Below are 25,235 nucleotides of genomic sequence, written 5' to 3' on the forward strand. Positions count from 1 at the left end.
AATGAATTCCTATTCAATATCACCAGGTACCAATGGTACAAACCTTACTGGTGCAATAATATGCTCTTTATAATTATCGCCTTTGCGAATAACCATTATTAATTTTTGATCAATCTCGCCTATTGGTGCTAATAGCACGCCACCATCAGCAAGCTGAGCAAGTAAATCTTGTGGAAGCTTAGAGGCCGCAGCAGTCACTATTATGCCATCAAATGGAGCTTGTGATTGCCAGCCTTGCCAACCATCACCATGCTTCATGGCTACATTGTATAAATCGAGTTTTTGTAACCTTCGCTTAGCCTGCCATTGGAGTGCTTTAATACGCTCCACCGAATAAACTTTAGAAAAAGTTTTAGCTAATATCGCTGTTTGATATCCAGAGCCAGTACCAATCTCAAGGACTTTATCGCGTACACCAGCAAGGCGTAATAGCTCGGTCATACGGGCGACAATATAAGGTTGAGAAATGGTTTGTCCTTGCCCTATAGGTAGAGCTGTATTTTCATAAGCTTTGTGTTTTAGCACATCGTCTACAAAAACATGACGCGGAATATCAGCAATAGCACCGAGCACTTGAGTATCTTCAACGCCTTCGCGCTTTAGTAAATCAGATAACGCTTTAGCACTGCGGGTATAATTAGCGAGCACGATTTATCTCCAAATCGGCAAGCCAGTCTCCCACCGCTTTTAAACTGTCTTTAGCAGTCATATCAACGCTTAATGGGGTAACCGATGCATAACCATTATTGATTGCATAAAAGTCAGTACCCTCACCTGCATCGCTTTCTGTACCTAGCGATCCATACCAATAAATATCACGACCCCACGGATCGGTTTGCTTAGTCATGGTTTCGGCTTTATGACGAGCGCCTAAACGTGTTACTTGCACCCCTTTTAATTCACTTAATGGAATATCGGGCACATTAATATTTATGATTTGATCTTTAGGAAGCGGATGCGAAGCCAATCCTTTAATAATGTTTACCGTAACAGCTGCAGCTGTTTCAAAGTGCTCACCTTTATGTGAGCAAAGTGATACCGCAATTGCAGGTAAGCCCAAATGGCGTCCTTCAGTCGCAGCGGCAACGGTGCCAGAATAAAGTGTATCATCGCCCAAATTAGCGCCATGATTAATACCCGCAACAACTAGGTCTGGTTTTTCATCAACCAACTGATTTACACCTAAATGTACGCAATCTGTAGGCGTGCCATTAACAGACATAAAACCATTTTCGAGTTTTGTAGCTCGCAGCGGGTTCATTAACGTTAAAGAATTACTTGCGCCACTGCAATTACGATCAGGCGCAACCAAAGTCACTTCTGCAATTTGTATCAATGCTTGGTATAAAACGGCAATACCTTTAGCGTTTACGCCATCATCGTTACTTAACAGTATCTTCATTTATGCCATCATCCTTTTCTTTTCGCTCTCGAGGGCTAGCATCTTTATAATCCACCAGCTCACGTAATAATGCGGTTGCAAAGCACCCTTTAGGCAAACCAAAACTCAGTTTTAAACTAGTTTCATCTATGGTCTCAACCGTTAAGTTTTGAGGAATTAAACGCAGCATTCTACGCTCATTTTTAAGGCCTAGTTCACCTAAGCCATCACACCATGTTTGATAAGGTTCGAGCCATATTTTTTCTTGTTCGGTTAAACCTTTTTCACTTTTACCAACCATAGGTGCCGACATCATAATATCGCCAGACGCTAATCGCTCTATGTTTTCATCGTTAATAGCATCTTCAAAAAATGCATTACTGCCGCTAAGCATAAATACTTCACGGTGCATCGTTTTAGCTAAACCATGTTCGGCTACACGTAAATTTACTATTTGATTAAATACATGCGAGCGCGCCGCTGAAATAATAATACCGCGCAGCTTTTTATCGCGAATACGCTCACCGGCAAACATTTTTTCAGCCATTACTAAGTTATGACCGCCATGTCCAAAACGCTGCTCACCAAAATAATTAGGTACACCTGCGCGTACTGCGTTAATACGGCATAAAATATCAAGCGGCTCGGTCACGTTACGAAGCGTAATAGTAAATTTATTACCTTTGTGGCAACCCGTACGTAATTTACGGTCGTGGCGCTGTTGCGACACAATAAAAATACTCTCACTATTTAAATCGCTAAAATCGATAGGCTTTTTAATCGGTACTTTTACGCTAAACCACTGCGAGCAAACACCGTGGCGATCTTTCATGCCTGCGTAACTTACGTCTCGCGGTGAAACACCTGCACGCTGGGCAATTAGCTTTGCAACATATTGCGTGTTTTCGCCCTTTTTAACTACCTGCAAACACACGTGTTCGCCGCTGCCGGTAAATTCTATACCAAGGTCTTCATCAACCATAAAATCTTCGGCAGTGGTTTTAAAATCTGCTTTAGAAAGCGGTGCACCGTATAAATAATTTAAATTGCTCATGCGTTTTTTGTACTCGCAAGCTCTTTATTCATAATAACCACTGCATGGCTCGAAATACCTTCTTTACGCCCTTCAAAGCCTAGCTTTTCGGTTGTAGTTGCTTTAACGTTAATTTGCGAAAGGTCACAATTTAAATCGCAGGCTAAATTAGCGCGCATAGCTTGAATGTGTGGCAGCATTTTTGGTGCTTGAGCAACAATAGTTACATCGCCATTACCAAGTACATAACCTTGCTCTTTAGCTAAGCTCACAACATGGCGAAGTAAAATACGACTGTCGATGTTTTCATACTCGCTTGCCGTATCTGGAAAGTGCTTACCAATATCGCCCATAGCTAGCGAGCCTAAAATAGCATCACATAATGCATGAATAGCGACATCGCCATCTGAGTGCGCTAAAAAGCCTTGTGGATAATCTATTTTTTCACCACAAATAGTTAACGGACCTTCGCCGCCAAATTTATGTACGTCAAAACCATGGCCAATTCGTATCATAATGCACTCTCGTTTTGTTGTTTATGTAATAAAAACCCAGCCAAGTCTAAATCCTCTGGCGTGGTTATTTTAATATTATCGCTGCGACCTGCTACAAGCTTTACTGGTTTACCTGCCCACTCTATTGCGCTTGCTTCATCAGTAATAGTTGCACCACTTGATAATGCGCTTTGCAGTGCATTTTTAAGCTCGTCATATTTAAATAATTGCGGGGTAAGTGCTTGCCATAAATCATCTCGTGGCACGGTTTGATCTATATGAGTGTCACCACGTTTTATAGTGTCTTTTACTTTGCTAGCTAAAATACCGCCCTCATCAACACTTATACATTCATTAATTAATCGCTCTATATCAGTAATATTAACTAATGGGCGCGCAGCATCATGCACCAATACCCATGTTGGTGGATTAGGTGCTAAAAAAAGTAAACTATTGAGAACTGAATCAGCACGCTCTTTACCGCCACGGGCACGAACAATACGTGTATCAGTAAAAGAAAGCGCTTCAAAATATGGGTCGCTGTCACTAACAGCAACAACAATAGTGTTTAACTGAGGTAATTGAGAAAGTTTAGCTAAGGTATGTTCTAAAATGGTTTTACCGGCTAATTGTATATATTGCTTAGGGGCATTGTGTTGCATTCTACTGCCAACACCCGCTGCGGGTACAATTGCAGCAATGGTCTGTTTATTTGCCATATTGTTTGCCCGGTAAAACACGAATAAATGTTTCGTCCGGTTTAATCATTCCTAGCTCGTTACGTGCACGCTCTTCAATACCTTCTTTGCCAACTTTTAAATCTTCAATATCAGCAGTTAATACTTTATTTCGTTTAATAAGCTTTTCATTAGTTTGTTGATGCGACGCTACAGCACTTTTTAGTCGTGTGTAGTCTTGTACGCCATTGTGACCAAACCATAATCTATACTGCACAAACAGTGCTAAGCAAAGTAGGCCAGCCTGAAAATATCGCATTTAACACTCCTTATTTTAAATTTATAATTACCACAACCAAACAATTAGGCTAAAGGACGTTTTATATTACGCCAGTTTATATTGCCAGCTAATAGCATTTCTCGTAGCGATAAAACTCGCGGTATACAACGCTTTGAAAATTGCCACTGATGCCCACAACACGCAGCTGCTAGGCTGACTTTATTAGGCTTAATTAATTGCACATTTTTTTGATCTAACCCATTGCCAAAAAAGTCAAACCAACCAAGCTCATTGCAATGCAGCTCATTGTCGCTTACTTGATCAATACTGTCTATTCTAAGACGAGTTTGGTCGTGCTCTTTGAGTAAAACCGGCACTATTAGCCCAACTTTGGCATACTTTTGATAAAAAAGTTCATTAGCCTGATCATTAACATCGGGTGGTGTAGGTTTTTGCTTTTCAAGCCATGTGCCGTTTTGCGCATCAAGCGTAAAAGGAGAGCGACTATTAGCAACTAAAGTAGCTGCTCGCTCAACGTAATAAGGTAAACTTTTTAATTGGCGGCGTAGCTTATCAGCATTAGGTTCTGCAACTAATCGCTGAACCTCACGCTGATAAAATGCATTACACAACTGTGCATACAACACTTTTTGTGCATCAGTTTGCCAAATTTCTACTTGCTGCTGAGCACCAAGTGACTGATTTTTAGCGACCAATAGCTGTACTCAAAAATATTCAGGTAAATGTTTTATAACACAACAGCGAACATTTTTTAAGCACCGCGTATTAATTTAAGCGCTAGGTTTTTCACCTAACTTGGCATTACCCGACTCTAAAAATTGCACAACCGTATTTCGTTTTTTACCAATTAACAAACTACCATCAGCTAAAAACATAAAGTTTTGCCAATTGCGTTTAAATACATCAAAGGTTGTTTCAATAATATTATCGCGAGCCATACAAAAATAAACGGTGGTATTAGCTTCCCAGCCTAAAAAAGTTAAAATAGCTTCTGGTGGCAACGCATCACCATTTTCCCACGCATCTTCCCAATTAACTTCTTGGCTAAAGCTTTTATCTTGTCCGCACCAATCGGTATCGTCAAAAAAATCGGGGTGATCAAACTCACGGCTCACCATCGTTGTCCAAAGGACAGCAGCGCGTTCATGGCTCATTGGTTTAATGTTTGCAGCATCTTCGTCTGAAACAGGAATGTCTTTGTGGCGAAAAACCCACGCTTTTTTGTAATCATCTAAAGAAATATAGTTCATAGTGTCGGCAAATTAGTTAGCATTAAAAGTGCAAAGCCAAATTATACAAGAGATCAAAACATGACTACAGCAATAAAACCACTTTCACTCAAACCAGGCATATACCAACACTATAAAGGGCCGCAATACAAAGTTGTTCATGTTGCCACCCATAGCGAAACCGAGGAGCAGCTTGTGATTTATCAAGCACTATATGGTGAATTTGGTATGTGGGCGCGCCCACTTAGTATGTTTTTAGAAACTGTTGAAAAAGAAGGTGAGGTCATACAGCGTTTCGCCTACCTTGGACCTGCCGTTTAACTATGGCATTATAACAAAATAACTTACTGCTCAGACCAGACAAGGGTACACCGTGCAATTTAATTCAACTGACAATTACATAGCGAGTAGCGCGCTTAAACAAGCTGTAAATGCTGCTATTATGCTCGAAAAACCACTTTTAATTAAAGGCGAACCAGGCACAGGTAAAACCATGCTGGCTGAGGAGTTAGCTAAAAGCTTAAATACCACGCTTATTCAGTGGCACATAAAATCGACCACTAAAGCGCAGCAAGGTTTATACGAGTACGACGCGGTTTCGCGCCTACGCGACAGTCAATTAGGTGACGAGCGCGTACACAACATTAGTAACTACATAGTTAAAGGGAAGCTTTGGCAAGCGTTTACATATGCAGAGCTTAACGGCAAACGCCCAGTACTATTAATTGATGAAATAGACAAAGCCGACATAGAGTTCCCAAACGACTTACTACTTGAGCTTGATAAAATGGAGTTTCATGTTTATGAAACTAACGAGCGCATTGTCGCAAAAGAGCGCCCTATTGTGATCATCACTTCCAATAATGAAAAAGAATTGCCGGACGCATTTTTACGCCGCTGCTTTTTTCATTATATTGATTTTCCTAGCAGCGACGAAATGCAGCAAATTATTGACGTGCACTACCCTAACGTTAAACAGGATTTAGTACGCCAAGCACTCGAAGTGTTTTTTAACCTGCGCGAAGCTAACGGCCTTAAAAAGAAACCTTCCACCAGCGAATTACTCGACTGGCTTAAATTGCTAATGGCAGAAGACATAGACGCAAAAGCACTGCACGATAAAGCTAAAAAAGGCGGTTTAATGCCCATGTTTGGCGCATTACTTAAAAATGAGCAAGACATAAGCCTAATCGAAAAGCTCGCGTTTATGAGCCGTCGCTAGGGCCTGTTGACCTTTCAGGATTAAAATTTGTTCTAACTAGGGACGATTTAATCGTGGCGCGAGGTTTGTAGCCTAGTGGGCTAAGTAAAAGCCGAGCAACAAAGAGTTAATCGTCCCTAGGACGAACCTTCAGGCAGCGCGTGTTTGGTATTTATGCTGTGTTATCGCCTATTTATGGGGAATAACCACACTACATAGGCTCTGCCTTGCCTAAATACCAAACACACTGCTGCAAATTTAACCTCGAAAGATAAACAGGCCCTAATATGTTAGTACAGTTTTTTTTCACGCTACGTAAATACCGTTTACCGGTAAGCCTGCGCGAGTTACTCGACTTAATTAACGCCTTAAAAAAAGGTGTTATATTTGCCGACGTAGACGCCTTTTACCATTTAGCACGCACCATAATGGTAAAAGACGAAACGCATTTTGACCGGTTTGATAAAGCCTTTAGCGACTACTTTAGCGGTATTGCCGACCTTGATTTACTCGAGAGCTTAAAGCAACAACACAACTTACCCGAAGACTGGCTACGTAAAGAGTTTGAAAAAAACCTAAGCGATGAAGAAAAAGCCCAACTAAAAGCCATGGGTGGGCTAGATGAGCTCATGAAAACCCTAAAAGAGCGTTTAGAAGAGCAACAAAAACGCCACGCAGGCGGCAGCAAGTGGGTGGGTACTGGCGGCACATCACCTTTTGGTGCGTATGGCTACAACCCAGAAGGCGTGCGTATAGGGCAAGACGGCAACCGTAATCGCCAAGCAGTAAAAGTGTGGGATAAACGAGAATACAAAAACCTCGACACGGATCGAGAAATTGGCTCGCGTACTATTAAACTCGCCCTTAAAAAACTGCGTAAATTTGCCCGCACTGGCGCAAGCGACACCCTGGACTTAAACGAGACTATTCGCGCTACAGCAAAACAAGGTGGCATGCTTGATGTAAAAATGGCACCTGAGCGCCACAATGCCGTAAAAGTACTCATGCTGTTTGATATTGGCGGCTCAATGGATGACTACATTCATACCTGCGAAGAATTATTTAGCGCAGCCCACAGCGAATTTAAACACCTAGAGTTTTACTACTTTCATAACTGTTTATACGAGCACGTTTGGCAAGACAACGCGCGCCGCCATTCAAACGTGATTGACACCATGACACTGATTAATAAATTTACCAGCGACTACAAAGTCATATTTGTTGGCGATGCCACTATGGGACCTTACGAAATAGCTTATGCTGGCGGCTCGGTAGAGCACTACAACGAAGAGCCTGGCAGTGCATGGTTGCAACGTATAACAAACCACTTTGATAAAGTCGCCTGGCTCAACCCACAACCCGTGGAACACTGGCCGTACTATCAATCAATTGATTTTATAAAAGAGCTAATGAACAACCGCATGTATGCGCTGAGTTTAGATGGGATAAGTAAAGCGATAAAAGAGCTGAGTTAAAAAGAAATAAGCCTCCAAATATGGAGGCTTATTTATAGGTTAATGAGAGTAATATTTTCCTTTAACCAAGTCTTTATATATTAGCTCATAAGATTGAGCTTTTGATGACGAATTAACTCTAGGAATATTGTAATTTGAAGGATTAACGTTATTTGAAAAACGATAATCCGGCTCAAATGTATTCACTTCATTAACGTCTACATTTCCAGACTCGCTCACGACTAAATCAAATACATACCACATATCATCAACTCCATCACTTGGTGGAGTAAATATATAACGTCTATCGTTAACTATGAGCTCAACTTTAGCTGTATCAGTATCTATATCAGGAGTTTGAGAATAATTATGTACTTTATAAGTATAAGTGCCAGGTAAAGCAAATTCTGGAATTGAAATGACCTCAGGGCCATAGCTTGTCACATCGTCAACATCCAAAAACATAACGACATCGTTTACAACAATTTCTCTATTTACATAATAAATGTGGAACTGCCCACCATCACTATTTGAAGGTCCCCATAAATGAGAGTCCAAATCTGAAGGAGTTAAACCCCAATTTAACTTTATTCTTGTAAGCGCTTCATTTAAAACGATGCACTCGCCTAAGTTTAAATCTACATCTGTTGTTTCAATAGAAGATGTGCGACTTTGAGCACCAACTGTAGATGAAATTAAAACAGTACTATTCATTTTAGTAGGTATCGAAAACATACCATTTTCGTCTGTTACTGCCGAAGACGAGCCAATGTAGTCACGCCCCTCTGAGTTTACCTGCGCTCCTGCAATTCGGTTTTGTTCTTCATCTACAATACAGCCATTTATAAATACCGTATCGTAGATTCTATCTGCATTCCACGTTGTAAAATGAGACACCATACCGGTGTAGAAGTTACCTTGAGAATTTGATACTAATTCAGCTTCACCTTCTTCAACCCAAAATCCAGTATTTTCATCAAAATAATATAATGGAACCGTTGGCTCAAGCTGCCCTACAGCTGGGATATTAATTTTAGCTTGCGCATTTTCTATTAAATTAAGATCCAATCCACTAGCATCTTTAAACGTAACAGTTATTGCACCAAATGATTCTATAGGTTTAACTTCACCGTTCTCATTTTTAGTGATCATATCACCTGGCATAAGATTAATATCTATCGCAGGATTTATAACAGTTAACTCGGCATTCACAGTCCCTGTGGCCAATGTACCATCAGCTCTGATTAAACTATTAGCAGGTAGTTCAACTAAAACAGTATCCTCAAGCGAAAGCTGCGTCTCTACTGTTGGATCAAATGACAGTTCTGCATGAACAGGTTGCAGTAATATATTGTTGGCTAAATTTATTTGGTTTTCGTTTAAACCAATACCCATCTCAGCAAAGCCTTCAGCATCACTGATAACAGACATACGGGATGTCATATCTATATCTTGTACAGAGAATGAAACTACACCATCTTGGTTAGATACTGCCTCATCAACAATTTCATTACCATTCGTCAAAGAAGCTAGCGCATTAACTATTGCCTCTTCAGTGTAATAATTTTTAATTACCGCAGAAATATCTAGAAAATATTGCTCATCAAGCGTAAAAGATGTTGTTGAAGGTACAGAACCATCTTCGCCACCATCACTTACACTAACCGTTACTACATAAGCCGACGTTTCAGAAGCACTTGCCTGATAAGTCACTAAGCCTGTTTGATCAATACTCATACCTATAGGTGCAGAAGTAAGAGTAAAGTTTAGGTCACCGTTATCAGCAATATCATCAGGGTCAATTACATTAATTTGAAAAGTAAAATTATCACCGCTTTTAACAACTTGATTTACTATTTCAGTTAGTACTGGTGAATCATTTACAGGCGTAACTTCAACCTCAAAAGTCTGCAATACGCTATCATTTACGCCATCGTTTACAGAAACAATAACGTCGCCCGAGCGCAAAACACCTTCCGTTGGAAGCCATTTAATTGAACCAGCATTTGATATAGTCATGCCCTCAGGCGCTGAATTTAGTGAGAAGGTTAGATTACTATCGTCATCTTGCACTACTAAATCGTATGTATACTGATTATCTTCTGTTGCTGTAGTTACAGCTTGCGAGGTAATAACTGGTACGCTATTTACACCTACAACTGCAGTTTCACTATCAGAGTCTGATGAACCACACGCTGTAAGTACACTTATAAGAGGTAAAACAAAAAGAGGTTTAAGTTTAAATTGATGTTTCATTATATTTCCTTATATTTATCAATGAGCAGAATGATAAATATAAAGGACTAAAAACACAACAAAAATATAACACTTGTAATTATAGATATCTAATTTTAGTGATTTTAACTATGACACTAATGAACGCAATGTAAGTTGAATTTGGACTAAATAAGTAGAACGATTAAAAATCAGGCTTTGGCTAGTTTAATAACCTAGAGTTTTACTACTTCCATAACAGTTTATATAAACACCTGTGGCAAGACAACGCGCGTCGCCATTCAAACGTAATAGACACCATGTCGCTGATTAATAAATTTACCAGCGACTACAAAGTAATATTTGTCGGCGATGCCACTATGGGACCTTACGAAATAGCCTACCCTGGCGGCTCCGTAGAACATTACAACGAAGAGCCTGGCAGTGCATGGTTGCAACGAGTCACAAACCACTTTGATAAAGTCGCCTGGCTCAACCCACAACCCGTAGAACACTGGCCGTACTATCAATCAATTGGTTTTATAAAAGAGTTAATGAACAACCGCATGTACGCGCTGAGTTTAGATGGGATAAGTAGAGCGATAAAAGAGCTGAGTTAATTCATCAATTTGAACCGGACTCTCCGTAGCTTGCTGGATACTTAATGAGTTACTTTTTAACCTTCAATAATATATTCTCGAATGTAAAATGGGTGTTTTGCTAGACCTAAACTTAAATAAAGACTAGGACAATGCTTTAACTATACAAATAATAAAGTGATTTAACATGATAGAACCTACTATTTGCGATCTTAAATTTCGAAAGCTCTATAAAGATTTATTAAAGAAGAACTCACTGAATGACTTTAAAAAGACATCTTCGGTAATTAAGTCAATTTACTCTCATGCTAAAGTAGAAAAAATTACAGTAGGACGGTTTTTAGATATTAAAGGATATAAAATTACTATAGGAAAAAGAACTGCTTTTTTTCCAGTTAGTAAGTCAAAAGATCTTAAAAATAATAAACTTAATGGATTATCATTTCTTAGAAATGAATTTTATGAAATTGGTATTGTTCTGCCAACTTTAATCTCTAATGGTGATCAAGAAATGCTTTTAAAGACATTATCTGAAAACCAAGATAAAAATATAAATGAAAAAATAATTACCGATTTTTTCAAAGTTACTTTAGGGTTACCTGAACTTTTAACGAGCACATACTCAACCAACAAACATATTTCTAAGTACATTGAAATATTAGGAGAGTCGCTTAAAGCTTACCACTTAGGATTATTTAAAGTTGCAGTGATTTCATTATTACCATGTATAGAAGGTGTAATTAGGGATCTTGGCGTAAAGGCTTCATCTGTTTCTTCCAAAGAATTAATGGAAAATCTCATCAAGCTCCAGCGATACTATATTAAGCACTATATTTTTAATTCTTGTAATTATATCCCTCAAGATTTCCTAGATATAAAGTTGCATGACACTTATGATGAATGCATCCAAGTAATTGAATCTTTAAGGTGGTTTTTAGAAAAATCTTTATACCAACATACAAATGCATTTAATGAATCTCATAGCCTAAATAGGCATTCAATATTGCACGCCCTGAAACCTGAAAGTAATTACGGTACAGAAAGTAATTTTTTTAGATTGATTAATATATTAAATTCATTATATTTTTGCTCAGTTTTTAGCGGTGAGAATGGAAGCTTATTTCATCCCTCCCACACAGCGCAATCAGAAAAGTTGGAATCAAAATATTTACTCTATTCAAGTTTTAAACATTTAATATGATGGGGTCGCGTCTCTTTCTATGATTAGTAATAAATCAAACTTGTCTAAGTGTCTCATTTACTTGAATGAGCTCCATGATGCCTACAACTTAGCTATATGGTTTAGCGTCTCAGGATGACGTTGCACAAGCTTTAGTAATATAATTGCTTGCCCATTAGGAGCACTGCGCCCTTGCTCCCAATTTTCGAACGTTCTTGCTTATGTATTCTAGATATTTCTGGAATATTCACTATTTCATCGGTTGAAATGGCAAGGTCATTAAGCTCACTTACTGTTTGAACCTGTAACGTAAGTACACTTTGTGAATGCGCTTTAGCGTCAACAAGAGTTGTAGTTAATTCTGAAAATAAATCACGTTTGCTCATTACGTCATCTCCTAAAAACTCTTTTATTGCTTTTTTGTTCTGGTGTTAAATATGTCATTTTTTTTTGCTGTAAATGGTGAACTCATACAACTCAAAGCACTTTACTCATAAATAAACTATACGGGTCTAGCTCATAATCACCAAACGGCTCGCATTCTTTAAAACCAAACTGAGTATAAAGCTTTTGTGCGGGTAAAAATGCCTCAGCGGTACCGGTTTCTAAGCTTACTGTTTTGTAACCTCGCGAGCTTGATTGCTCAATAATATGCGTGAGTAACTTAGCAGCTATGCCTTGGCGTAAATAGCTGCTTGATGTGCGCATTGATTTAATTTCGCCTTCGGTAGCATTTAGTGCTTTTAAAGCGCCAACACCCGCTAAATTATTATCAATCCATAAGCTATAAAAAGTTATATCGGGCTGAGTGAGCTTGCTCACATCAAGTGCATGTACGCTTTCAACGGGTGAGTGTTTTAGCATATCGTTATGGTGCGCTTGTAGTAGTTTTATAACGTGTGGGTTTGAAAGCTCGCCTGTTCTAATATCCATTTATACCTCATTTAAATTTTAAGTTTTAGGGCTTTAATTAAAACCCTAAAGTAAGTGGCTATATTTAGAATGCTAGTTTCCACACTACAAATGCTACTGCAAAGCCTATTAAATACACTAAGCCTAGCCACGTTAAGCTGCGCAGTAACACGCTGTGCTTAATGGCGGGCTCTGAGCGTACAAGGCTAAAGTTAAGCCATGCGAAAACAGGTGTTGTAACAAATGAAAGTGTCATTGCAAACGTAAGCATTGGACCAAGGGCTGATTTAAAAAATAAAATAACCGCCATACCGGCAAGTGCTTGTAGTATTAACCAAATATTTAGGCTGTGTTTTGATTGCTTAAAGCCAAGTAGTTTATGAGACTCGTTAAGCGTGCGGGCGTAGCCATCAAGCACAGTGAGTGTGGTGCCAAACATACATAAAAAAGCGATTGCTGATACCAGCGGTCTTGCCCACTCGCCTATTGTTAACGCGTACATATCAATAAGCTGCTTGGCAAACGCGACACCGCCGAGTTCTATGCTGCTAGTTTGCCCATACTGTACCAATACACCTAAGCTAAAAAATACCAAGGCTAAGCCAGCTGTAAGCCAGTAACCTACGTTAAAATCGAACAGGCCTTGGCTTTTAGTGACTGTTTGCTGCGCTTGCTTTTCTTTTAGCCATAAAGAACTTAATGCAGATATTTCGATAGGCGCTGGCATCCAGCCCATTAAAGCGACCATAAAGCTAAGCATTGCAAGTTCATACGGTGAAGGACCCACATAATCAGCAGGTGCCATTGGACCGTTACTAAATGCAATGGCAAGGGCAATCAAAGTAGCGAGCGTAAGCAGCCCCATAATACCTTTGGCAACGTTATCGAGCGCTTTAAAGTGCCCAAGTAGCAATATAACTAAACATACACCCAGCAGCATCCAACAAAGCAAGGTTACTTCAATAACAATAGGTAAGGCGTAATGCAGCAGGCTTGCGGTAAGTAGTAATACGCCGGCGGTATTAACTACGGCAGCTACAATATTTAAACCAATAAAGCTATAAAAATAAAACGGTCCTTTGCTTTTATAGCCCTCTACTAAGCTATTTTTAGTGGCAAGTGTGTATTCCATACCAAAACGAAAAAACGGGTATTTTAAAACATTAACAACGAGGATTAACCAAAATAGTTGCCAGCCAAATATTGCTCCAGCCTGTGTAGACGCAACTAGGTGAGATCCGCCAATAGCGGCCGTTGCCATTAGGATCCCAGGCCCAAGCGCACCTAGTCGAGATTTCCATACTGCTTTTGTTTTGTGCATTAATTTCTCAAAATATGTGTGTTGTGTGTTCTTTTTATCAATTTTTATAATTAATAAACCGCAAGAACGCATAACTTACCTAAATTACAGGCAATAAAAAAGAGCCATATGGCTCTTTTTTACAATACTTTGTGACTAAATTTTATTTAAGATCCATCTCTTGGATGATCTCGTGTGCGATTTCAGGTGTTGTACTTACAGGCTTTTCGTGTAGGTTTGCTTTTATCTGCCCTTTTCGATGTTTTAGTGCCGCATCGAGTTTTTTAGCTGCGCTTGCAATGGCTGGGTACATAACTTCGTTTTCCCCTTTTACCGATATGCGCGTGCCTTCGTAATTAGTGCTAATTTCAGCTTGGATTTTATGATGTTCTTTAGACAAAATAATATCGAGTGCAATAAGCGATGGAAAATGGCTCTCGATTTTTGAAAATTTTTCGTTGATGTGCTCTTTAATAGAGTCAGTAACTTCAACATGGTGACCAGAAAGATTAATTTTCATAGGGTATCCTTTTATTTGTTACCTACAATTAGTATTGGGGGCTATTTAGATTAACACAAGGAAAAAATAGAGATATTTGAAGTTTATTTGTGGTTTTTGGTAATTTAAATCATGTGTTGCGCAAAGTTTATGCAAAGCCCATATTACATGGGCTTTCAGACGTCTAGCTATTCTGGTTAATCTGTATACGAACAACAGTAGTCAGCAAAATCAGATACTTTCACTTTAAAGCTTACATTAGCATCTACGTTAAACGACTCACCTGCGTTAAATGTTTTCCACTCGCTCGCACCTGGTAATAAAATATCCCATTGACCAGCTAAAAGCTCCATGCATTCTTTTTGGTTTGTATCAAAAACAAACTCACCTGGTTGCATAAAACCTAATGTTTTCGCTTCGCCATCACCTAAAATAACGGTACGACTCGACACTTTTCCGTCAAAATATACATTGGCTTTTTTTACTACACTTACGTTATCGAACTTTGGCATTTTTAGCTCCTGCTATTAATTTAAGATTTTTATTTATAAATTTTATCGCACTACCTTGCCTGATAGCTTACTTTCTTGCAAGGAAAGCAGCATTGACCAAGGTGAAGTTGCTTCATGTAAGGGCATAAAAAAACCCGCAACATGTGCGAGTTTTTCAATTACTTACTTTGTTTAATCAAAAGCGATTAAAAAAGCTCGTTTGCTTTGCTTACAATGTTTGCCACTGTAAAACCAAAGTGTTCAAACAACTCATTAGCTGGTGCTGACTCACCAAAGGTGGTCATACCTACTACTGCGCCGTTTAAACCAACGTACTTGTACCAGTAGTCAGCAATACCTGCTTCTACTGCTACGCGGCGTGAAACAGATGCCGGTAATACGCTTTCTTTGTATGCTGCGCTTTGATCTTCAAAAGCATCAGTACATGGCATAGACACAACACGTACCTTTTTACCTTGGCTGCGTAGCTCTTTAGCTGAATCTTGTGCTAGTTGTACTTCAGAACCCGTTGCAATGAAAATAATCTCTGGGTTGCCGTCACAGCTAAGGATGTAACCACCCTTTTTAACGTCACTTAATTGCTGTGCGTCACGCGCTTGTTGCTCAAGACCTTGGCGAGTAAAGATTAACGATGTAGGACCATCTTTACGCTCAATAGCTTGTTGCCATGCAATTGCCGACTCAACTTGGTCACATGGACGCCAGTTGTATAAGTTAGGCGTTAAACGCATGCTTGCAATTTGCTCTACTGGTTGGTGAGTTGGACCATCTTCACCTAAACCAATTGAATCGTGCGTGTATACAAAAATGCTTGGTTGCTTCATTAATGCAGCCATACGAACGGCATTTTTTGCATATTCAACAAACATTAAGAACGTAGCGCCGTAAGGAATAAAGCCTTTATGAAGGGCAATACCATTCATAATTGCCGACATACCAAACTCACGTACACCGTAGTAAATGTAGTTACCGCTTGCATCATCGCGTGTTAAACCTTTAGAGCCATCCCAAATTGTTAAGTTTGAGCCAGCTAAATCGGCTGAGCCACCCATAAATTCTGGTAATAACGGACCAAATGCATTTAATGCATTTTGTGACGCTTTACGAGAAGCAGGATTTGCAGGGTTTGCTTGCAATTGCTCAATATACGCTTGAGATTTTTCAGCCCAATCACCAGGAAGCTCGTTATTAATACGACGCTTGTATTCAGCTGCAAGCTCTGGGTATGCTTTTGCGTATGCTGCAAACTTTTCGTCCCAGCTTGATTCAAGCTGTTGACCTTTTTCTTTGCTATCCCATTGTGCGTAAATATCATCAGGAATTTCGAAAGCATCGCCAGTCCAACCTAAAAATTCGCGAGATGCTTTAATTTCGTCATCACCTAGTGGTGCGCCATGACAATCGTGGCTACCTGACTTATTAGGTGAACCGTAACCAATAATTGTTTTACAACAAATAAGTGATGGCTTATCGGTAACGCTTTTAGCCTCTGCAATTGCAGCACTTACAGCGTCGCTGTCGTGGCCATCAACACCACTAACTACATGCCAACCGTACGCTTTAAAGCGAGCTGGCGTATCATCGGTAAACCAACCTTCTACTTCACCATCGATAGAGATACCGTTGTCATCCCAAAATGCAACAAGTTTACCCAGACCTAATGTGCCTGCAAGTGAACCTGCTTCATGAGAAATACCTTCCATAAGGCAGCCATCGCCCATAAATGCATAGGTAAAGTGATCAACAATATCGTGACCTTCACGGTTAAACTGTGCAGCAAGTGCTTTTTCGGCAATTGCCATACCTACGGCATTTGTGATCCCTTGACCTAATGGACCCGTAGTAGTTTCGATTCCTGGAGCGTAACCATATTCTGGATGACCTGGTGTTTTAGAGTGCATTTGACGGAAGTTTTTAATTTCGTCTAGTGGTAAATCATAACCACTTAGGTGCAATAGAGAATATATAAGCATTGAACCGTGGCCGTTCGATAATATAAATCGATCTCGGTCAGCCCACTCTGGATTTGTTGGGTTATGCTTTAGATAATCGCGCCATAATACTTCTGCGATATCAGCCATGCCCATAGGGGCTCCAGGGTGACCAGATTTGGCCTTTTGTACTGCGTCCATTGACAAGACGCGAATAGCATTTGCAAGTTCTTTGCGAGATGGCATGAATTCTCCTACCTTATATGTGTATTTGCGCGGGTATTTATGTAATCGTTTATGTAACCAAATATCTTGGATACTGCTATACATCCATTCTTACTTAATGTGGGGGCGGTGTGCAATTAAAAACCCCAGAAAAGGGAGCATTATGAATTTTTTTTGAGACCAGAACGACATTAGTAATTTTATTTAGACGTCTAGGCGTAAAAACACTATGCAATTAGTTTTGTTTTCGATAAAATACGCCCCTTAATTTTTTAGCGCTAATACCGACATTTGTGAAGCGCAATATTTGTGAGCAGAAATACAATGGCAAAACATTTATTTACTTCTGAATCAGTTTCTGAAGGTCATCCGGATAAAATCGCCGATCAAATCTCTGATGCGGTACTTGATGCAATCCTAGAGCAAGACTCTCAGGCTCGCGTAGCGTGTGAAACTTACGTGAAAACCGGTATGGTTATGGTTGGTGGTGAAATCACTACTAGCGCATGGGTTGATATCGAAGAAATTACACGTAAAACAATTCGTGACATTGGCTACACAAATTCAGACATGGGCTTTGATGCCGATTCATGTGCAATTTTAAACACTATTGGTAAACAGTCTCCAGACATTAACCAAGGTGTTGACCGTACTAGCCCAGAAGAACAAGGCGCTGGCGACCAAGGCTTAATGTTTGGTTACGCATGTAACGAAACAGAAGTACTAATGCCTGCCCCAATTACTTACTCACACCGTTTAGTACAGCGCCAAGCGCAAGTACGTAAAAGCGGCGAGCTTAACTGGTTACGTCCAGATGCAAAATCTCAAGTTACTTTTGCATACGAAAACGGCAAGCCAGTAGGTATTGATGCTGTTGTACTTTCTACTCAGCACAGCGAAGACATTTCGCAAAAAGATTTAGTAGAAGCTGTGATGGAAACAATCATCAAGCCGGTACTTCCTGCAGAACTTATTACAAGTGCAACTAAGTTTTTCATTAACCCAACAGGTCGCTTTGTTATTGGCGGACCAATGGGTGACTGTGGCTTAACTGGTCGTAAAATCATTGTAGATACATACGGTGGTATGGCTCGTCACGGTGGTGGTGCTTTCTCTGGTAAAGATCCATCAAAAGTTGACCGTTCTGCGGCATACGCTGCACGTTACGTTGCTAAAAACATTGTTGCTGCTGGTCTTGCTGACAAGTGTGAGCTACAAGTTTCTTACGCAATTGGTGTTGCAGAGCCTACTTCTATCAGCGTTGAAACGTTTGGTACAAGCAAGCTAGAAGAAAGCCGTTTAATTGAGCTTATTCGTGAACATTTTGACTTACGCCCTTACGGCTTAATTCAAATGCTTGATTTAGAGCGCCCTATCTACCTTCCTACAGCGGCTTACGGTCACTTTGGTCGCGACGAGTTCCCTTGGGAACGTACAGATAAAGCAGACGCACTTCGCGCAGCTGCTGGCCTTTAAGCCAATAATGTAATAATATAAAACGGCCCTTTTTAGGGCCGTTTTTACATCTGGAGTTTATTTGTAGTATTGTTCGTAAATAAAATAACTATAAAATCGACCTCGAATTCTTTTGTACTTTAGGTATATACTCATTTCATTATAAAGCTTGAGAGATAGTTAAATGACCGACAATTTTCGCGTTATATTTGCAGGGCTTGCAGATGACGTTGATGCAAAAACAGCATGCACAACTTTAGCGCAACGGCTAAAAACCTCAGAGGAAAAAGTAACGCTTTTTTTTAAAGGTAAACCCTTATTTGCACCAAGCAATAAAGACAAAGCATTAAAACAAGCAAAATTACTTGTTGGTCTTGGCATAAAAAGTAAGCTTCAAGCTATCTCTAGTGCATCAAGCACAAATACCGAGCAAGCAAATAATCAACGCGATGAACGCATTTTTGATGCACTCGATTATATTACCAGCAGCTTAATTCGCCTTGAAGAAAAGCTAGAAGAATTAGAACAACGGCTTCCTGAAGCAGAGTCAAAAGCGCAAATAGAAAACAACGATGAATGGCAAGATGACGACCTGATGCTTGATGAAGAGCTTATTAGTGCACCTAAAAAGCGCAGTAATGTTCTTTTATATTCACTTATAGCCACGGTAGTAACACTGCTAATAGTATTGGCGGCATATTTAGCTTTTCCTAACTTATTTTCTTTTTAATTACCTAGCGAAGCACTAACATGAGCAATAAACGCGCACAGATCAGAAAGTCAGTCCGTGAAATGCGTAATAATTTATCAAAAAAACAGCAATTATTTGCCGCTCAATCGCTTAAAATGAATTTTATTCAACAGTTAAAAAGCAAAAAAACAGATAAAAAAGAGCATATAGCAATTTATTTAGTTAACGATGGTGAACTAGATACATCATTGTTAATTAATGAGTTATGGAACTTAAACCATGAAGTTTACCTCCCTATAATACACCCCTTTAACGGGGCTAATTTACTCTTTCAACGTTATGAAAAAAACTCACCCATGAAGGCAAATCGCTATGGTATCTTGGAGCCTAAGCTGAATTGCTCTGAGATATGCCCATTACCAGCGCTTGATTACCTTCTTATGCCGTTAGTTGCATTTGATAAACAAGGTAATCGCCTCGGAATGGGGGGTGGGTTTTACGACCGAACATTGGCACGTTTGCACGAACAAGATTGGCAAAAACCACAACTTATTGGCTTAGCACATGAATGCCAAAAAGTTGAAACATTACCAATTGAATCGTGGGATGTACCACTTAAAACAATTATCACTCCAGATAAAATATACAGTTGGTAACAATTAAATTTGGTTACTAGCCGCATATCTCTGACATACATGAGCACATAGCAATGACACAAGACGAATTAAAAAAAGCAGCTGCTTGGGCAGCACTCGAGTTTGTAAAAGAAAACACTATTGTAGGTGTAGGTACAGGCTCTACAGTTAATCACTTTATTGACGCTCTTGGCTCAGTAAAAGATACCATTGTAGGTGCAGTATCGAGTTCAGAAGCTTCAACAGCGCGCTTAGAGGCGTTAGGTATTGAAGTGTTTGAACTTAATAACATAGATGCTTTAGATGTTTACGTTGACGGCGCTGACGAAATAAACGCTCAAAACGAAATGATTAAAGGCGGCGGTGCAGCCCTTACTCGCGAAAAAATAGTCGCTGCTGTAGCGAAGCAATTTGTGTGTATTGTTGATGACACCAAATTAGTAAAAACATTAGGCGACTTCCCGCTTCCGGTAGAAGTTATTCCAATGGCGCGCAGTTACGTAGCACGAGAATTATTAAAGCTTGGCGGCGACCCAGTCTATCGCCAAGGTGTAGTTACCGACAACGGTAACGTTATATTAGATGTATTTAACTTAAAAATTACCAATGCCAAACAATTAGAAGCACAAATTAATTCAATTGTTGGCGTAGTTACCAACGGCCTATTTGCGATGCGTGGCGCTGATAAAGTAATTATCGGCACTAAAAATGGGCCTCAAATTAAATAGGATGAGGTTATGAGTAAGGTATCGTTAGCAAAAGACAAAATTAAAATTCTCTTGCTTGAAGGTGTTCACCAAAGCGCTGTTGAAACGCTAAAGCGTAATGGTTACAGCAACATCGACTACGTTAAAACATCCTTACCTGAGGACGAACTAAAAGAACGTATTAAAGACGTGCACTTTGTAGGGCTTCGTTCTCGTACTCATATAAGTGAAGCTGTATTAGATGCCGCTGAAAAGCTAGTTGCAGTTGGTTGTTTTTGTATTGGTACAAACCAAGTTGACCTGGACAGCGCGCGCGAACGCGGCATTGCTGTCTTTAATGCACCATTTTCTAACACTCGCTCAGTTGCTGAACTTGTACTTGGTGAAATACTGCTTTTATTACGCGGTATTCCAGAGCGCAATGCAGCGGCGCATCGTGGTGGCTGGTTAAAAACAGCAAATGGCTCATTTGAAGCGCGTGGTAAAACGTTAGGTATTATTGGTTACGGTCACATTGGTACTCAGCTAGGCATTATGGCTGAAAACATTGGTATGAACGTAGAATATTACGATATCGAAGATAAGCTGTCTCTTGGTAATGCAAAACAAGTGCATAACCTAACTCAGTTATTACAACGCTCTGATATTATTAGCTTACACGTACCAGAAACACCACAAACTAAAAACCTAATTGGCACAGCAGAACTTGCTGTTATGAAGCAGGGATCTATTTTGATCAACGCTTCACGCGGTACCGTAGTTGATATTGATGCACTTGCAGAAGCACTTACAGAGAAAAAACTAAGTGGTGCCGCAATTGATGTATTTCCTACTGAGCCAAAGTCTAACGATGAAGAATTTGTATCACCACTGCGCCAATTCGACAATGTTATTTTAACACCACACATTGGTGGCTCAACACAAGAAGCACAAGAAAACATTGGTATTGAAGTAGCTGGTAAATTGGCTAAATATTCAGATAACGGCTCAACTATTACCGCAGTTAACTTCCCTGAGGTATCGCTGCCAGAGCTTGCTAATCGTAGTCGTTTATTACACGTACACCACAACCGTCCTGGCGTACTAACGCAAATTAACCAAGCGTTTGCACAGCACGGTATTAATATTGCCGCGCAATACCTGCAAACAGACGCAGCTATTGGTTATGTTGTTATTGATGTAGATACTGATCACTCTGAAGTCGCACTTAAAGAATTAAGCGCTGTTGAGGGTACAATTAGAGCACGTATTCTTCATTAATAAATATTGGCTATTTGAGCAATAATTACACTTTAAAAAAACACCGCACTTAAAATTTAAGTGCGGTGTTTTTTTAGCTTTGCATTTTACATAAGTTACATGAGCGCGATGTAAAATCGCACCTACATTGGGTGCATGTTGTTTTGTAGGTGAGGTTTTATACCTCGCTTTTACACATTAAAAGCACGTTACATGAGCGCGATGTAAAATCGCACCTACAATTTGAGTGTATGTCGCTTTGTAGGTGAGGCTTTATACCTCGCTTTACTTTAAAGTAGTGGAGGCACGTTACATAAGCGCGATGTAAAATCGCACCTACATTTGGGTGTATGTTGTTCTTTAGGTGATGTTTTGTAGGTGAGGTTTTATACCTCGCTTTTACACATTAAAAACACGTTACATGTGCGCGATGTAAAATCGTACCTACATTGGGTGTATGTTGTTTTGTAGGTGAGGTTTTATACCTCGCTTTACTTTAAAGTATTGGGGTCACCTGACATGAGCGCGATGCAAAATCGCACCTACATTTGGGTGTATGTCGTTTTGTAGGTGAGGTTTTGTAGGTGAGGTTTTGTAGGTGAGGTTTTGTAGGTGAGGTTTTGTAGGTGAGGTTTTATACCTCGCTTTTTAAATATTAGAGTAGTTTAAATAACACCATTTAAAATAAAAACATCAAGGCACAAAAAAGCGCGAGTAATACTCACGCTTGAATTATTTGAATTGAGCTATCAATACCTTTTTAGGTTCATTGACAGCAAACAACTAAAACAATTATTAATCGCCTTTAACTTCTAAGTTAATAAACTTAACTAGCTCATCAGGTTGACCTACAAGCATCATTATTTGTTGATTAACTTCCATCATAGTTTTGCCTTCAGGTAACTTAGCCGACATTGAAAATGAATTTAAGCCTTTAACAAAACCAATAATTGCTTGCGCTATTTCGTCAGTTACTGGAGCTTGTTGTAACTGTTGCTCAACCATCATTTGCATTTGCTCAACGCTCATACCTTGCTTTTTAAGCTCACTTTCTAAAAGTTCTTTAAGCTCGCCTTGGTTATTTAAAACAAGGTTAACGCTACGAGGCTCTAGCTTGCTCATAGCTTGCATTATTAATGTTTGTTGCTGTAACTGTTGCTCATACGAAAGAGGCTCGTTGCCTGCTGCTCGCTGCGCTTTGCTTATCTCAAGTGATGCTTCCATAAGTGCTTTAGAGTTAGCTAAGCCCATATCCATATTAAAACTAATAATATCTTTTGCATCAAGCTTAACAACTACATCACTGTCGCCCGACTGTTCATCGTAATCAAGTGATGAATGCAAATCGTAACTGGCTGTCGCTAGCATTGGATTTGTATCAGCAGGTAATTTTGCTACAAAGTCTTTATTAAACTGAAAGCTTTTTACATCAAACGATGTATGAGGAGAAATTTTATCTGGCTCATAACCGGTTACTTCGATGCTTTGAATATTAGCAACATTGTCACCCTCAGGGCTTATCACTTCCATATTTGTAATTTCTACGCTTTTTGAAATAACACTTGCCGATAAGCCAGCATATTTAAATGTAGCGCCTGTTTGCTCGCTAACTAAAGCCAGTTGCTTGTCTACTTCTGCACGCACTTCTTGCGTTGCCACGTAATTTGCATAGCTAACACCACCAACGCCCGCAGCAATAATCGCTGCAACTATAACTAATTTTTTCATGTTATTTCCTTATTTAATTCTTTATATAAATTGTCTCTACTTAAGAGTAACACTGAAGAACATCACCGATAAGTGTTAATTAATCAAACTAAGTAACTCATGCACCGTTTTTACCGGCGTAATTTTAGCGCCCAGCCCTTCCATTGATTTATGATAATTACGAAATGGAATAAATATTTCGGTAAATCCATGCTGTGCAGCTTCTTTAACGCGCGGTACACCACTGTCGATTGGGCGTACATCGCCGTTTAAGCTAAGCTCTCCCATAATGCAAGTAGTACGAGGCACTACAAATTCATTTAAACTGCTAAGTAGCGCGGTAACTAACGCCAAATCTATACAGGTTTCTGTCTCATCGATTCTTAAGCCACCCACAATATTAAAAAATGTATCGTGGAATATTTTAGTTTTAGTGTGTTTACGCAATATGCCAGTCAGCATTTTTATACGATTCATGTTTAAACCAACACAAACACGCTGCGGGAATTCTGCCTCTGTTTCGGTGGTTAAACACTGAATTTCGAGTAATAAATTACGATTGCCTTTACGTATGCACGTAATTGTAGACCCTGGTGAATCTGTGGTGGAGCCCGATAAAAATATTTCACTTGGGTTATCAACGCTTAGCATTCCGCGTTCGCACATTTTAAAAATACCAACGGTATCAATATCACCAAAGCGGTTTTTATTTGCTCTTAGCGTTCTAATTTGTCCATCGTTGGTATCTATATGTAAAAGTGCATCAACTATATGAACTAGTGTTTGGGGACCTGCTATTTCGTTGTTTTTATTTACATGGGCAATAATGAACATAGTTACATCATTTTGCTTACAGTATTGAGTAAGTGCTTGCGCGGCACTTTTTACTTGCGAAGGCGAACCAGGGCTGCCATTTGCCGTATCGGTTACAACTGCTTGAATAGAGTCGATAACAGCAAACTTAATTTTATTCTTCTCAAGCTCTTCAATAATAACTTCAACACTGGTTTCTGATAATAAATAAAGCTCATCAGCGTTATAGTTTAATTTTAAACGATTTACTCTGTTTTTAAACTGCGATAAAGACTCTTCTGCCGTACAGTAAAGTGATGGCATGCGCTGCGACATTCTTGCCACTAAATCAGACAGCAGCGTTGTTTTACCTGCACCAGGATCGCCTGAGATTATATTAACAGACCCCGTTGTAACACCACCGCTTAAAACACGGTCGAGCTCACCAATCTCAGTTAGCTGTTTTTCAGCTTCTGTTGTAGTGATGTCATTAATTTTTTTAGAGCCACCACCAATGCCACCAGCATAGCCACCTACGCTTGCTCGTGCTGATGCTTTTTGACTTTGCCCTGCCGAAGGTTTAAATTCTGCTAATGTGTTCCACCCACCGCAGCGGCATTGACCCTGCCAACGTGGGTAGTTCATGCCACATTCTGTACACACAAACTCTATTTTTGCCGCTTTAGCCATTAATTATCTTACCTACTTATATCTTTAATTTTTAAAATACTTATTTTTAAGTACTTATTTTGCCATTTCATGCTTTTGTTTAGCAACATACTCTTGCCAACGGGGAAATTCAGCACCACAATCATTAAACACAAATGCTATTTTCTTTTTTACTATAATTTAGGGCATACTTTTTGC

Annotated in this window: 26 protein-coding genes and 1 pseudogene; 10 read left to right on the forward strand and 17 right to left on the reverse strand. The window is 39.5% G+C overall.

Translation table 11 applies throughout. The features are described 5' to 3' along the window. Positions 1 to 9 precede the first annotated feature (9 nt). The 8 genes from GQR56_RS09135 to GQR56_RS09170 all read right to left on the reverse strand — a co-directional run bounded on the left by GQR56_RS09135 (position 10) and on the right by GQR56_RS09170 (position 5,136). Entirely contained in the window at positions 10 to 648 is a 639-nt protein-coding gene (locus tag GQR56_RS09135) for a protein-L-isoaspartate(D-aspartate) O-methyltransferase (protein ID WP_024610517.1), read from the reverse strand. After that, positions 638 to 1,402, reverse strand: a complete 765-nt coding sequence (gene surE / locus GQR56_RS09140; protein ID WP_024610518.1) for a 5'/3'-nucleotidase SurE — start codon at positions 1,400 to 1,402, stop codon at positions 638 to 640. Before surE ends, GQR56_RS09135 begins: the two co-directional genes overlap by 11 nt. Further along, the gene (locus tag GQR56_RS09145) at positions 1,383 to 2,435 is read right to left on the reverse strand and encodes a tRNA pseudouridine(13) synthase TruD (protein ID WP_024610519.1); all 1,053 of its coding nucleotides are present in this window, start codon (positions 2,433 to 2,435) and stop codon (positions 1,383 to 1,385) included. Before GQR56_RS09145 ends, surE begins: the two co-directional genes overlap by 20 nt. Next, positions 2,432 to 2,929, reverse strand: a complete 498-nt coding sequence (gene ispF, locus GQR56_RS09150; RefSeq protein WP_166110600.1) for a 2-C-methyl-D-erythritol 2,4-cyclodiphosphate synthase — start codon at positions 2,927 to 2,929, stop codon at positions 2,432 to 2,434. Before ispF ends, GQR56_RS09145 begins: the two co-directional genes overlap by 4 nt. Then, positions 2,926 to 3,627: a 2-C-methyl-D-erythritol 4-phosphate cytidylyltransferase gene (gene ispD / locus GQR56_RS09155; protein ID WP_166110604.1), complete on the reverse strand. Its 702-nt coding sequence runs from the start codon at positions 3,625 to 3,627 to the stop codon at positions 2,926 to 2,928. The genes ispF and ispD overlap by 4 nt, the downstream gene beginning before the upstream one ends. Beyond that, the gene (gene ftsB / locus GQR56_RS09160) at positions 3,617 to 3,904 is read right to left on the reverse strand and encodes a cell division protein FtsB (RefSeq protein ID WP_166110607.1); all 288 of its coding nucleotides are present in this window, start codon (positions 3,902 to 3,904) and stop codon (positions 3,617 to 3,619) included. The genes ispD and ftsB overlap by 11 nt, the downstream gene beginning before the upstream one ends. Positions 3,905 to 3,948: 44 nt before the next feature. Then, on the reverse strand, positions 3,949 to 4,581 hold the full coding sequence (locus tag GQR56_RS09165) for a hypothetical protein (RefSeq protein ID WP_166110610.1): 633 nt from the start codon (positions 4,579 to 4,581) through the stop codon (positions 3,949 to 3,951). A gap of 75 nt (positions 4,582 to 4,656) precedes the next feature. Next, entirely contained in the window at positions 4,657 to 5,136 is a 480-nt protein-coding gene (locus tag GQR56_RS09170) for a DUF2947 domain-containing protein (protein WP_024610524.1), read from the reverse strand. 60 nt (positions 5,137 to 5,196) lie between these two features. On the opposite strand from GQR56_RS09170, the gene GQR56_RS09175 reads away from it, so the two are divergent. The 3 genes from GQR56_RS09175 to GQR56_RS09185 all read left to right on the forward strand — a co-directional run bounded on the left by GQR56_RS09175 (position 5,197) and on the right by GQR56_RS09185 (position 7,791). Beyond that, on the forward strand, positions 5,197 to 5,436 hold the full coding sequence (locus tag GQR56_RS09175; protein ID WP_024594065.1) for a DUF1653 domain-containing protein: 240 nt from the start codon (positions 5,197 to 5,199) through the stop codon (positions 5,434 to 5,436). Between the two features lie 52 nt (positions 5,437 to 5,488). Then, entirely contained in the window at positions 5,489 to 6,337 is an 849-nt protein-coding gene (locus GQR56_RS09180; RefSeq protein WP_166110613.1) for a MoxR family ATPase, read from the forward strand. A gap of 266 nt (positions 6,338 to 6,603) precedes the next feature. Beyond that, positions 6,604 to 7,791 (forward strand): VWA domain-containing protein, encoded by a 1,188-nt coding sequence (locus tag GQR56_RS09185; RefSeq protein WP_166110616.1) that lies wholly within the window; start codon positions 6,604 to 6,606, stop codon positions 7,789 to 7,791. A gap of 39 nt (positions 7,792 to 7,830) precedes the next feature. On the opposite strand, the gene GQR56_RS09190 is transcribed toward GQR56_RS09185, so the two are convergent. Next, positions 7,831 to 10,026, reverse strand: coding sequence for a putative Ig domain-containing protein (locus tag GQR56_RS09190; protein ID WP_166110619.1), 2,196 nt, complete (start codon positions 10,024 to 10,026; stop codon positions 7,831 to 7,833). A 191-nt stretch (positions 10,027 to 10,217) separates the two neighbouring features. On the opposite strand from GQR56_RS09190, the pseudogene GQR56_RS09195 reads away from it, so the two are divergent. Together GQR56_RS09195 and GQR56_RS09200 are read left to right on the forward strand one after the other, a co-directional pair. Continuing rightward, positions 10,218 to 10,604: pseudogene (locus GQR56_RS09195) on the forward strand (hypothetical protein); the annotation flags it as partial. 166 nt (positions 10,605 to 10,770) lie between these two features. After that, positions 10,771 to 11,784: a hypothetical protein gene (locus GQR56_RS09200; RefSeq protein WP_166110622.1), complete on the forward strand. Its 1,014-nt coding sequence runs from the start codon at positions 10,771 to 10,773 to the stop codon at positions 11,782 to 11,784. Positions 11,785 to 11,915: 131 nt separating this feature from the next. Here the strand turns inward: GQR56_RS09200 and GQR56_RS09205 are convergent, their stop codons facing one another. From GQR56_RS09205 to tkt, 6 genes are all read right to left on the reverse strand, one after another. Then, the gene (locus GQR56_RS09205; protein ID WP_240920923.1) at positions 11,916 to 12,149 is read right to left on the reverse strand and encodes a hypothetical protein; all 234 of its coding nucleotides are present in this window, start codon (positions 12,147 to 12,149) and stop codon (positions 11,916 to 11,918) included. 91 nt (positions 12,150 to 12,240) lie between these two features. Then, positions 12,241 to 12,696: a GNAT family N-acetyltransferase gene (locus tag GQR56_RS09210; RefSeq protein ID WP_166110625.1), complete on the reverse strand. Its 456-nt coding sequence runs from the start codon at positions 12,694 to 12,696 to the stop codon at positions 12,241 to 12,243. A gap of 64 nt (positions 12,697 to 12,760) precedes the next feature. Next, complete coding sequence (locus tag GQR56_RS09215) at positions 12,761 to 13,936, reverse strand: divalent metal cation transporter (RefSeq protein ID WP_166110688.1); 1,176 nt, start codon at positions 13,934 to 13,936, stop codon at positions 12,761 to 12,763. Positions 13,937 to 14,138: 202 nt separating this feature from the next. Then, positions 14,139 to 14,495, reverse strand: a complete 357-nt coding sequence (raiA, locus tag GQR56_RS09220; protein WP_024611277.1) for a ribosome-associated translation inhibitor RaiA — start codon at positions 14,493 to 14,495, stop codon at positions 14,139 to 14,141. Positions 14,496 to 14,671: 176 nt separating this feature from the next. After that, positions 14,672 to 14,986 carry a pyrimidine/purine nucleoside phosphorylase gene (locus tag GQR56_RS09225; RefSeq protein WP_002958974.1) on the reverse strand — a complete coding sequence of 105 codons (315 nt, stop codon included), beginning with the start codon at positions 14,984 to 14,986 and terminating at the stop codon, positions 14,672 to 14,674. Between the two features lie 185 nt (positions 14,987 to 15,171). After that, positions 15,172 to 17,163, reverse strand: coding sequence for a transketolase (tkt, locus tag GQR56_RS09230; RefSeq protein WP_166110627.1), 1,992 nt, complete (start codon positions 17,161 to 17,163; stop codon positions 15,172 to 15,174). Positions 17,164 to 17,466: 303 nt separating this feature from the next. Between tkt and metK the strand changes: the two genes are divergently transcribed. The 5 genes from metK (at position 17,467) to serA (ending at position 21,890) form a co-directional block, all read left to right on the forward strand. After that, a complete protein-coding gene (gene metK, locus GQR56_RS09235) occupies positions 17,467 to 18,618 on the forward strand; it encodes a methionine adenosyltransferase (RefSeq protein ID WP_024600601.1) in 1,152 nt (383 codons plus the stop codon). Between the two features lie 163 nt (positions 18,619 to 18,781). Continuing rightward, on the forward strand, positions 18,782 to 19,327 hold the full coding sequence (locus tag GQR56_RS09240) for a hypothetical protein (protein ID WP_166110630.1): 546 nt from the start codon (positions 18,782 to 18,784) through the stop codon (positions 19,325 to 19,327). 20 nt (positions 19,328 to 19,347) lie between these two features. Further along, complete coding sequence (locus GQR56_RS09245; protein WP_166110632.1) at positions 19,348 to 19,944, forward strand: 5-formyltetrahydrofolate cyclo-ligase; 597 nt, start codon at positions 19,348 to 19,350, stop codon at positions 19,942 to 19,944. Positions 19,945 to 19,997: 53 nt separating this feature from the next. Next, positions 19,998 to 20,651, forward strand: coding sequence for a ribose-5-phosphate isomerase RpiA (gene rpiA, locus GQR56_RS09250; RefSeq protein ID WP_166110635.1), 654 nt, complete (start codon positions 19,998 to 20,000; stop codon positions 20,649 to 20,651). A gap of 9 nt (positions 20,652 to 20,660) precedes the next feature. Further along, positions 20,661 to 21,890: a phosphoglycerate dehydrogenase gene (serA, locus tag GQR56_RS09255; RefSeq protein ID WP_166110638.1), complete on the forward strand. Its 1,230-nt coding sequence runs from the start codon at positions 20,661 to 20,663 to the stop codon at positions 21,888 to 21,890. Positions 21,891 to 22,664: 774 nt separating this feature from the next. Here serA and GQR56_RS09260 read toward each other — a convergent pair. Both GQR56_RS09260 and radA read right to left on the reverse strand, forming a co-directional pair. Next, positions 22,665 to 23,597: a hypothetical protein gene (locus GQR56_RS09260; RefSeq protein WP_024612341.1), complete on the reverse strand. Its 933-nt coding sequence runs from the start codon at positions 23,595 to 23,597 to the stop codon at positions 22,665 to 22,667. Positions 23,598 to 23,672: 75 nt separating this feature from the next. Continuing rightward, on the reverse strand, positions 23,673 to 25,058 hold the full coding sequence (gene radA / locus GQR56_RS09265) for a DNA repair protein RadA (protein ID WP_024612340.1): 1,386 nt from the start codon (positions 25,056 to 25,058) through the stop codon (positions 23,673 to 23,675). Positions 25,059 to 25,235 lie beyond the last annotated feature (177 nt).

Origin of the sequence: Pseudoalteromonas sp. Z9A5 (assembly GCF_011378875.1) — a bacterium.
In the GTDB taxonomy this organism is placed as follows: domain Bacteria; phylum Pseudomonadota; class Gammaproteobacteria; order Enterobacterales; family Alteromonadaceae; genus Pseudoalteromonas.

Excerpts from the sequence above, each read along its gene's own strand:
- surE (WP_024610518.1), bottom strand. The coding sequence starts at position 1,402 with ATGAAGATACTGTTAAGTAACGATGATGGCGTAAACGCTAAAGGTATT.
- GQR56_RS09145 (WP_024610519.1), bottom strand. The coding sequence starts at position 2,435 with ATGAGCAATTTAAATTATTTATACGGTGCACCGCTTTCTAAAGCAGAT.
- ispF (WP_166110600.1), bottom strand. The coding sequence starts at position 2,929 with ATGATACGAATTGGCCATGGTTTTGACGTACATAAATTTGGCGGCGAA.
- ispD (WP_166110604.1), bottom strand. The coding sequence starts at position 3,627 with ATGGCAAATAAACAGACCATTGCTGCAATTGTACCCGCAGCGGGTGTT.
- ftsB (WP_166110607.1), bottom strand. The coding sequence starts at position 3,904 with ATGCGATATTTTCAGGCTGGCCTACTTTGCTTAGCACTGTTTGTGCAG.
- GQR56_RS09170 (WP_024610524.1), bottom strand. The coding sequence starts at position 5,136 with ATGAACTATATTTCTTTAGATGATTACAAAAAAGCGTGGGTTTTTCGC.
- GQR56_RS09175 (WP_024594065.1), top strand. The coding sequence starts at position 5,197 with ATGACTACAGCAATAAAACCACTTTCACTCAAACCAGGCATATACCAA.
- GQR56_RS09185 (WP_166110616.1), top strand. The coding sequence starts at position 6,604 with ATGTTAGTACAGTTTTTTTTCACGCTACGTAAATACCGTTTACCGGTA.
- GQR56_RS09190 (WP_166110619.1), bottom strand. The coding sequence starts at position 10,026 with ATGAAACATCAATTTAAACTTAAACCTCTTTTTGTTTTACCTCTTATA.
- GQR56_RS09200 (WP_166110622.1), top strand. The coding sequence starts at position 10,771 with ATGATAGAACCTACTATTTGCGATCTTAAATTTCGAAAGCTCTATAAA.
- GQR56_RS09205 (WP_240920923.1), bottom strand. The coding sequence starts at position 12,149 with ATGAGCAAACGTGATTTATTTTCAGAATTAACTACAACTCTTGTTGAC.
- GQR56_RS09210 (WP_166110625.1), bottom strand. The coding sequence starts at position 12,696 with ATGGATATTAGAACAGGCGAGCTTTCAAACCCACACGTTATAAAACTA.
- GQR56_RS09215 (WP_166110688.1), bottom strand. The coding sequence starts at position 13,936 with ATGGCAACGGCCGCTATTGGCGGATCTCACCTAGTTGCGTCTACACAG.
- raiA (WP_024611277.1), bottom strand. The coding sequence starts at position 14,495 with ATGAAAATTAATCTTTCTGGTCACCATGTTGAAGTTACTGACTCTATT.
- GQR56_RS09225 (WP_002958974.1), bottom strand. The coding sequence starts at position 14,986 with ATGCCAAAGTTCGATAACGTAAGTGTAGTAAAAAAAGCCAATGTATAT.
- tkt (WP_166110627.1), bottom strand. The coding sequence starts at position 17,163 with ATGCCATCTCGCAAAGAACTTGCAAATGCTATTCGCGTCTTGTCAATG.
- metK (WP_024600601.1), top strand. The coding sequence starts at position 17,467 with ATGGCAAAACATTTATTTACTTCTGAATCAGTTTCTGAAGGTCATCCG.
- GQR56_RS09240 (WP_166110630.1), top strand. The coding sequence starts at position 18,782 with ATGACCGACAATTTTCGCGTTATATTTGCAGGGCTTGCAGATGACGTT.
- GQR56_RS09245 (WP_166110632.1), top strand. The coding sequence starts at position 19,348 with ATGAGCAATAAACGCGCACAGATCAGAAAGTCAGTCCGTGAAATGCGT.
- rpiA (WP_166110635.1), top strand. The coding sequence starts at position 19,998 with ATGACACAAGACGAATTAAAAAAAGCAGCTGCTTGGGCAGCACTCGAG.
- serA (WP_166110638.1), top strand. The coding sequence starts at position 20,661 with ATGAGTAAGGTATCGTTAGCAAAAGACAAAATTAAAATTCTCTTGCTT.
- GQR56_RS09260 (WP_024612341.1), bottom strand. The coding sequence starts at position 23,597 with ATGAAAAAATTAGTTATAGTTGCAGCGATTATTGCTGCGGGCGTTGGT.
- radA (WP_024612340.1), bottom strand. The coding sequence starts at position 25,058 with ATGGCTAAAGCGGCAAAAATAGAGTTTGTGTGTACAGAATGTGGCATG.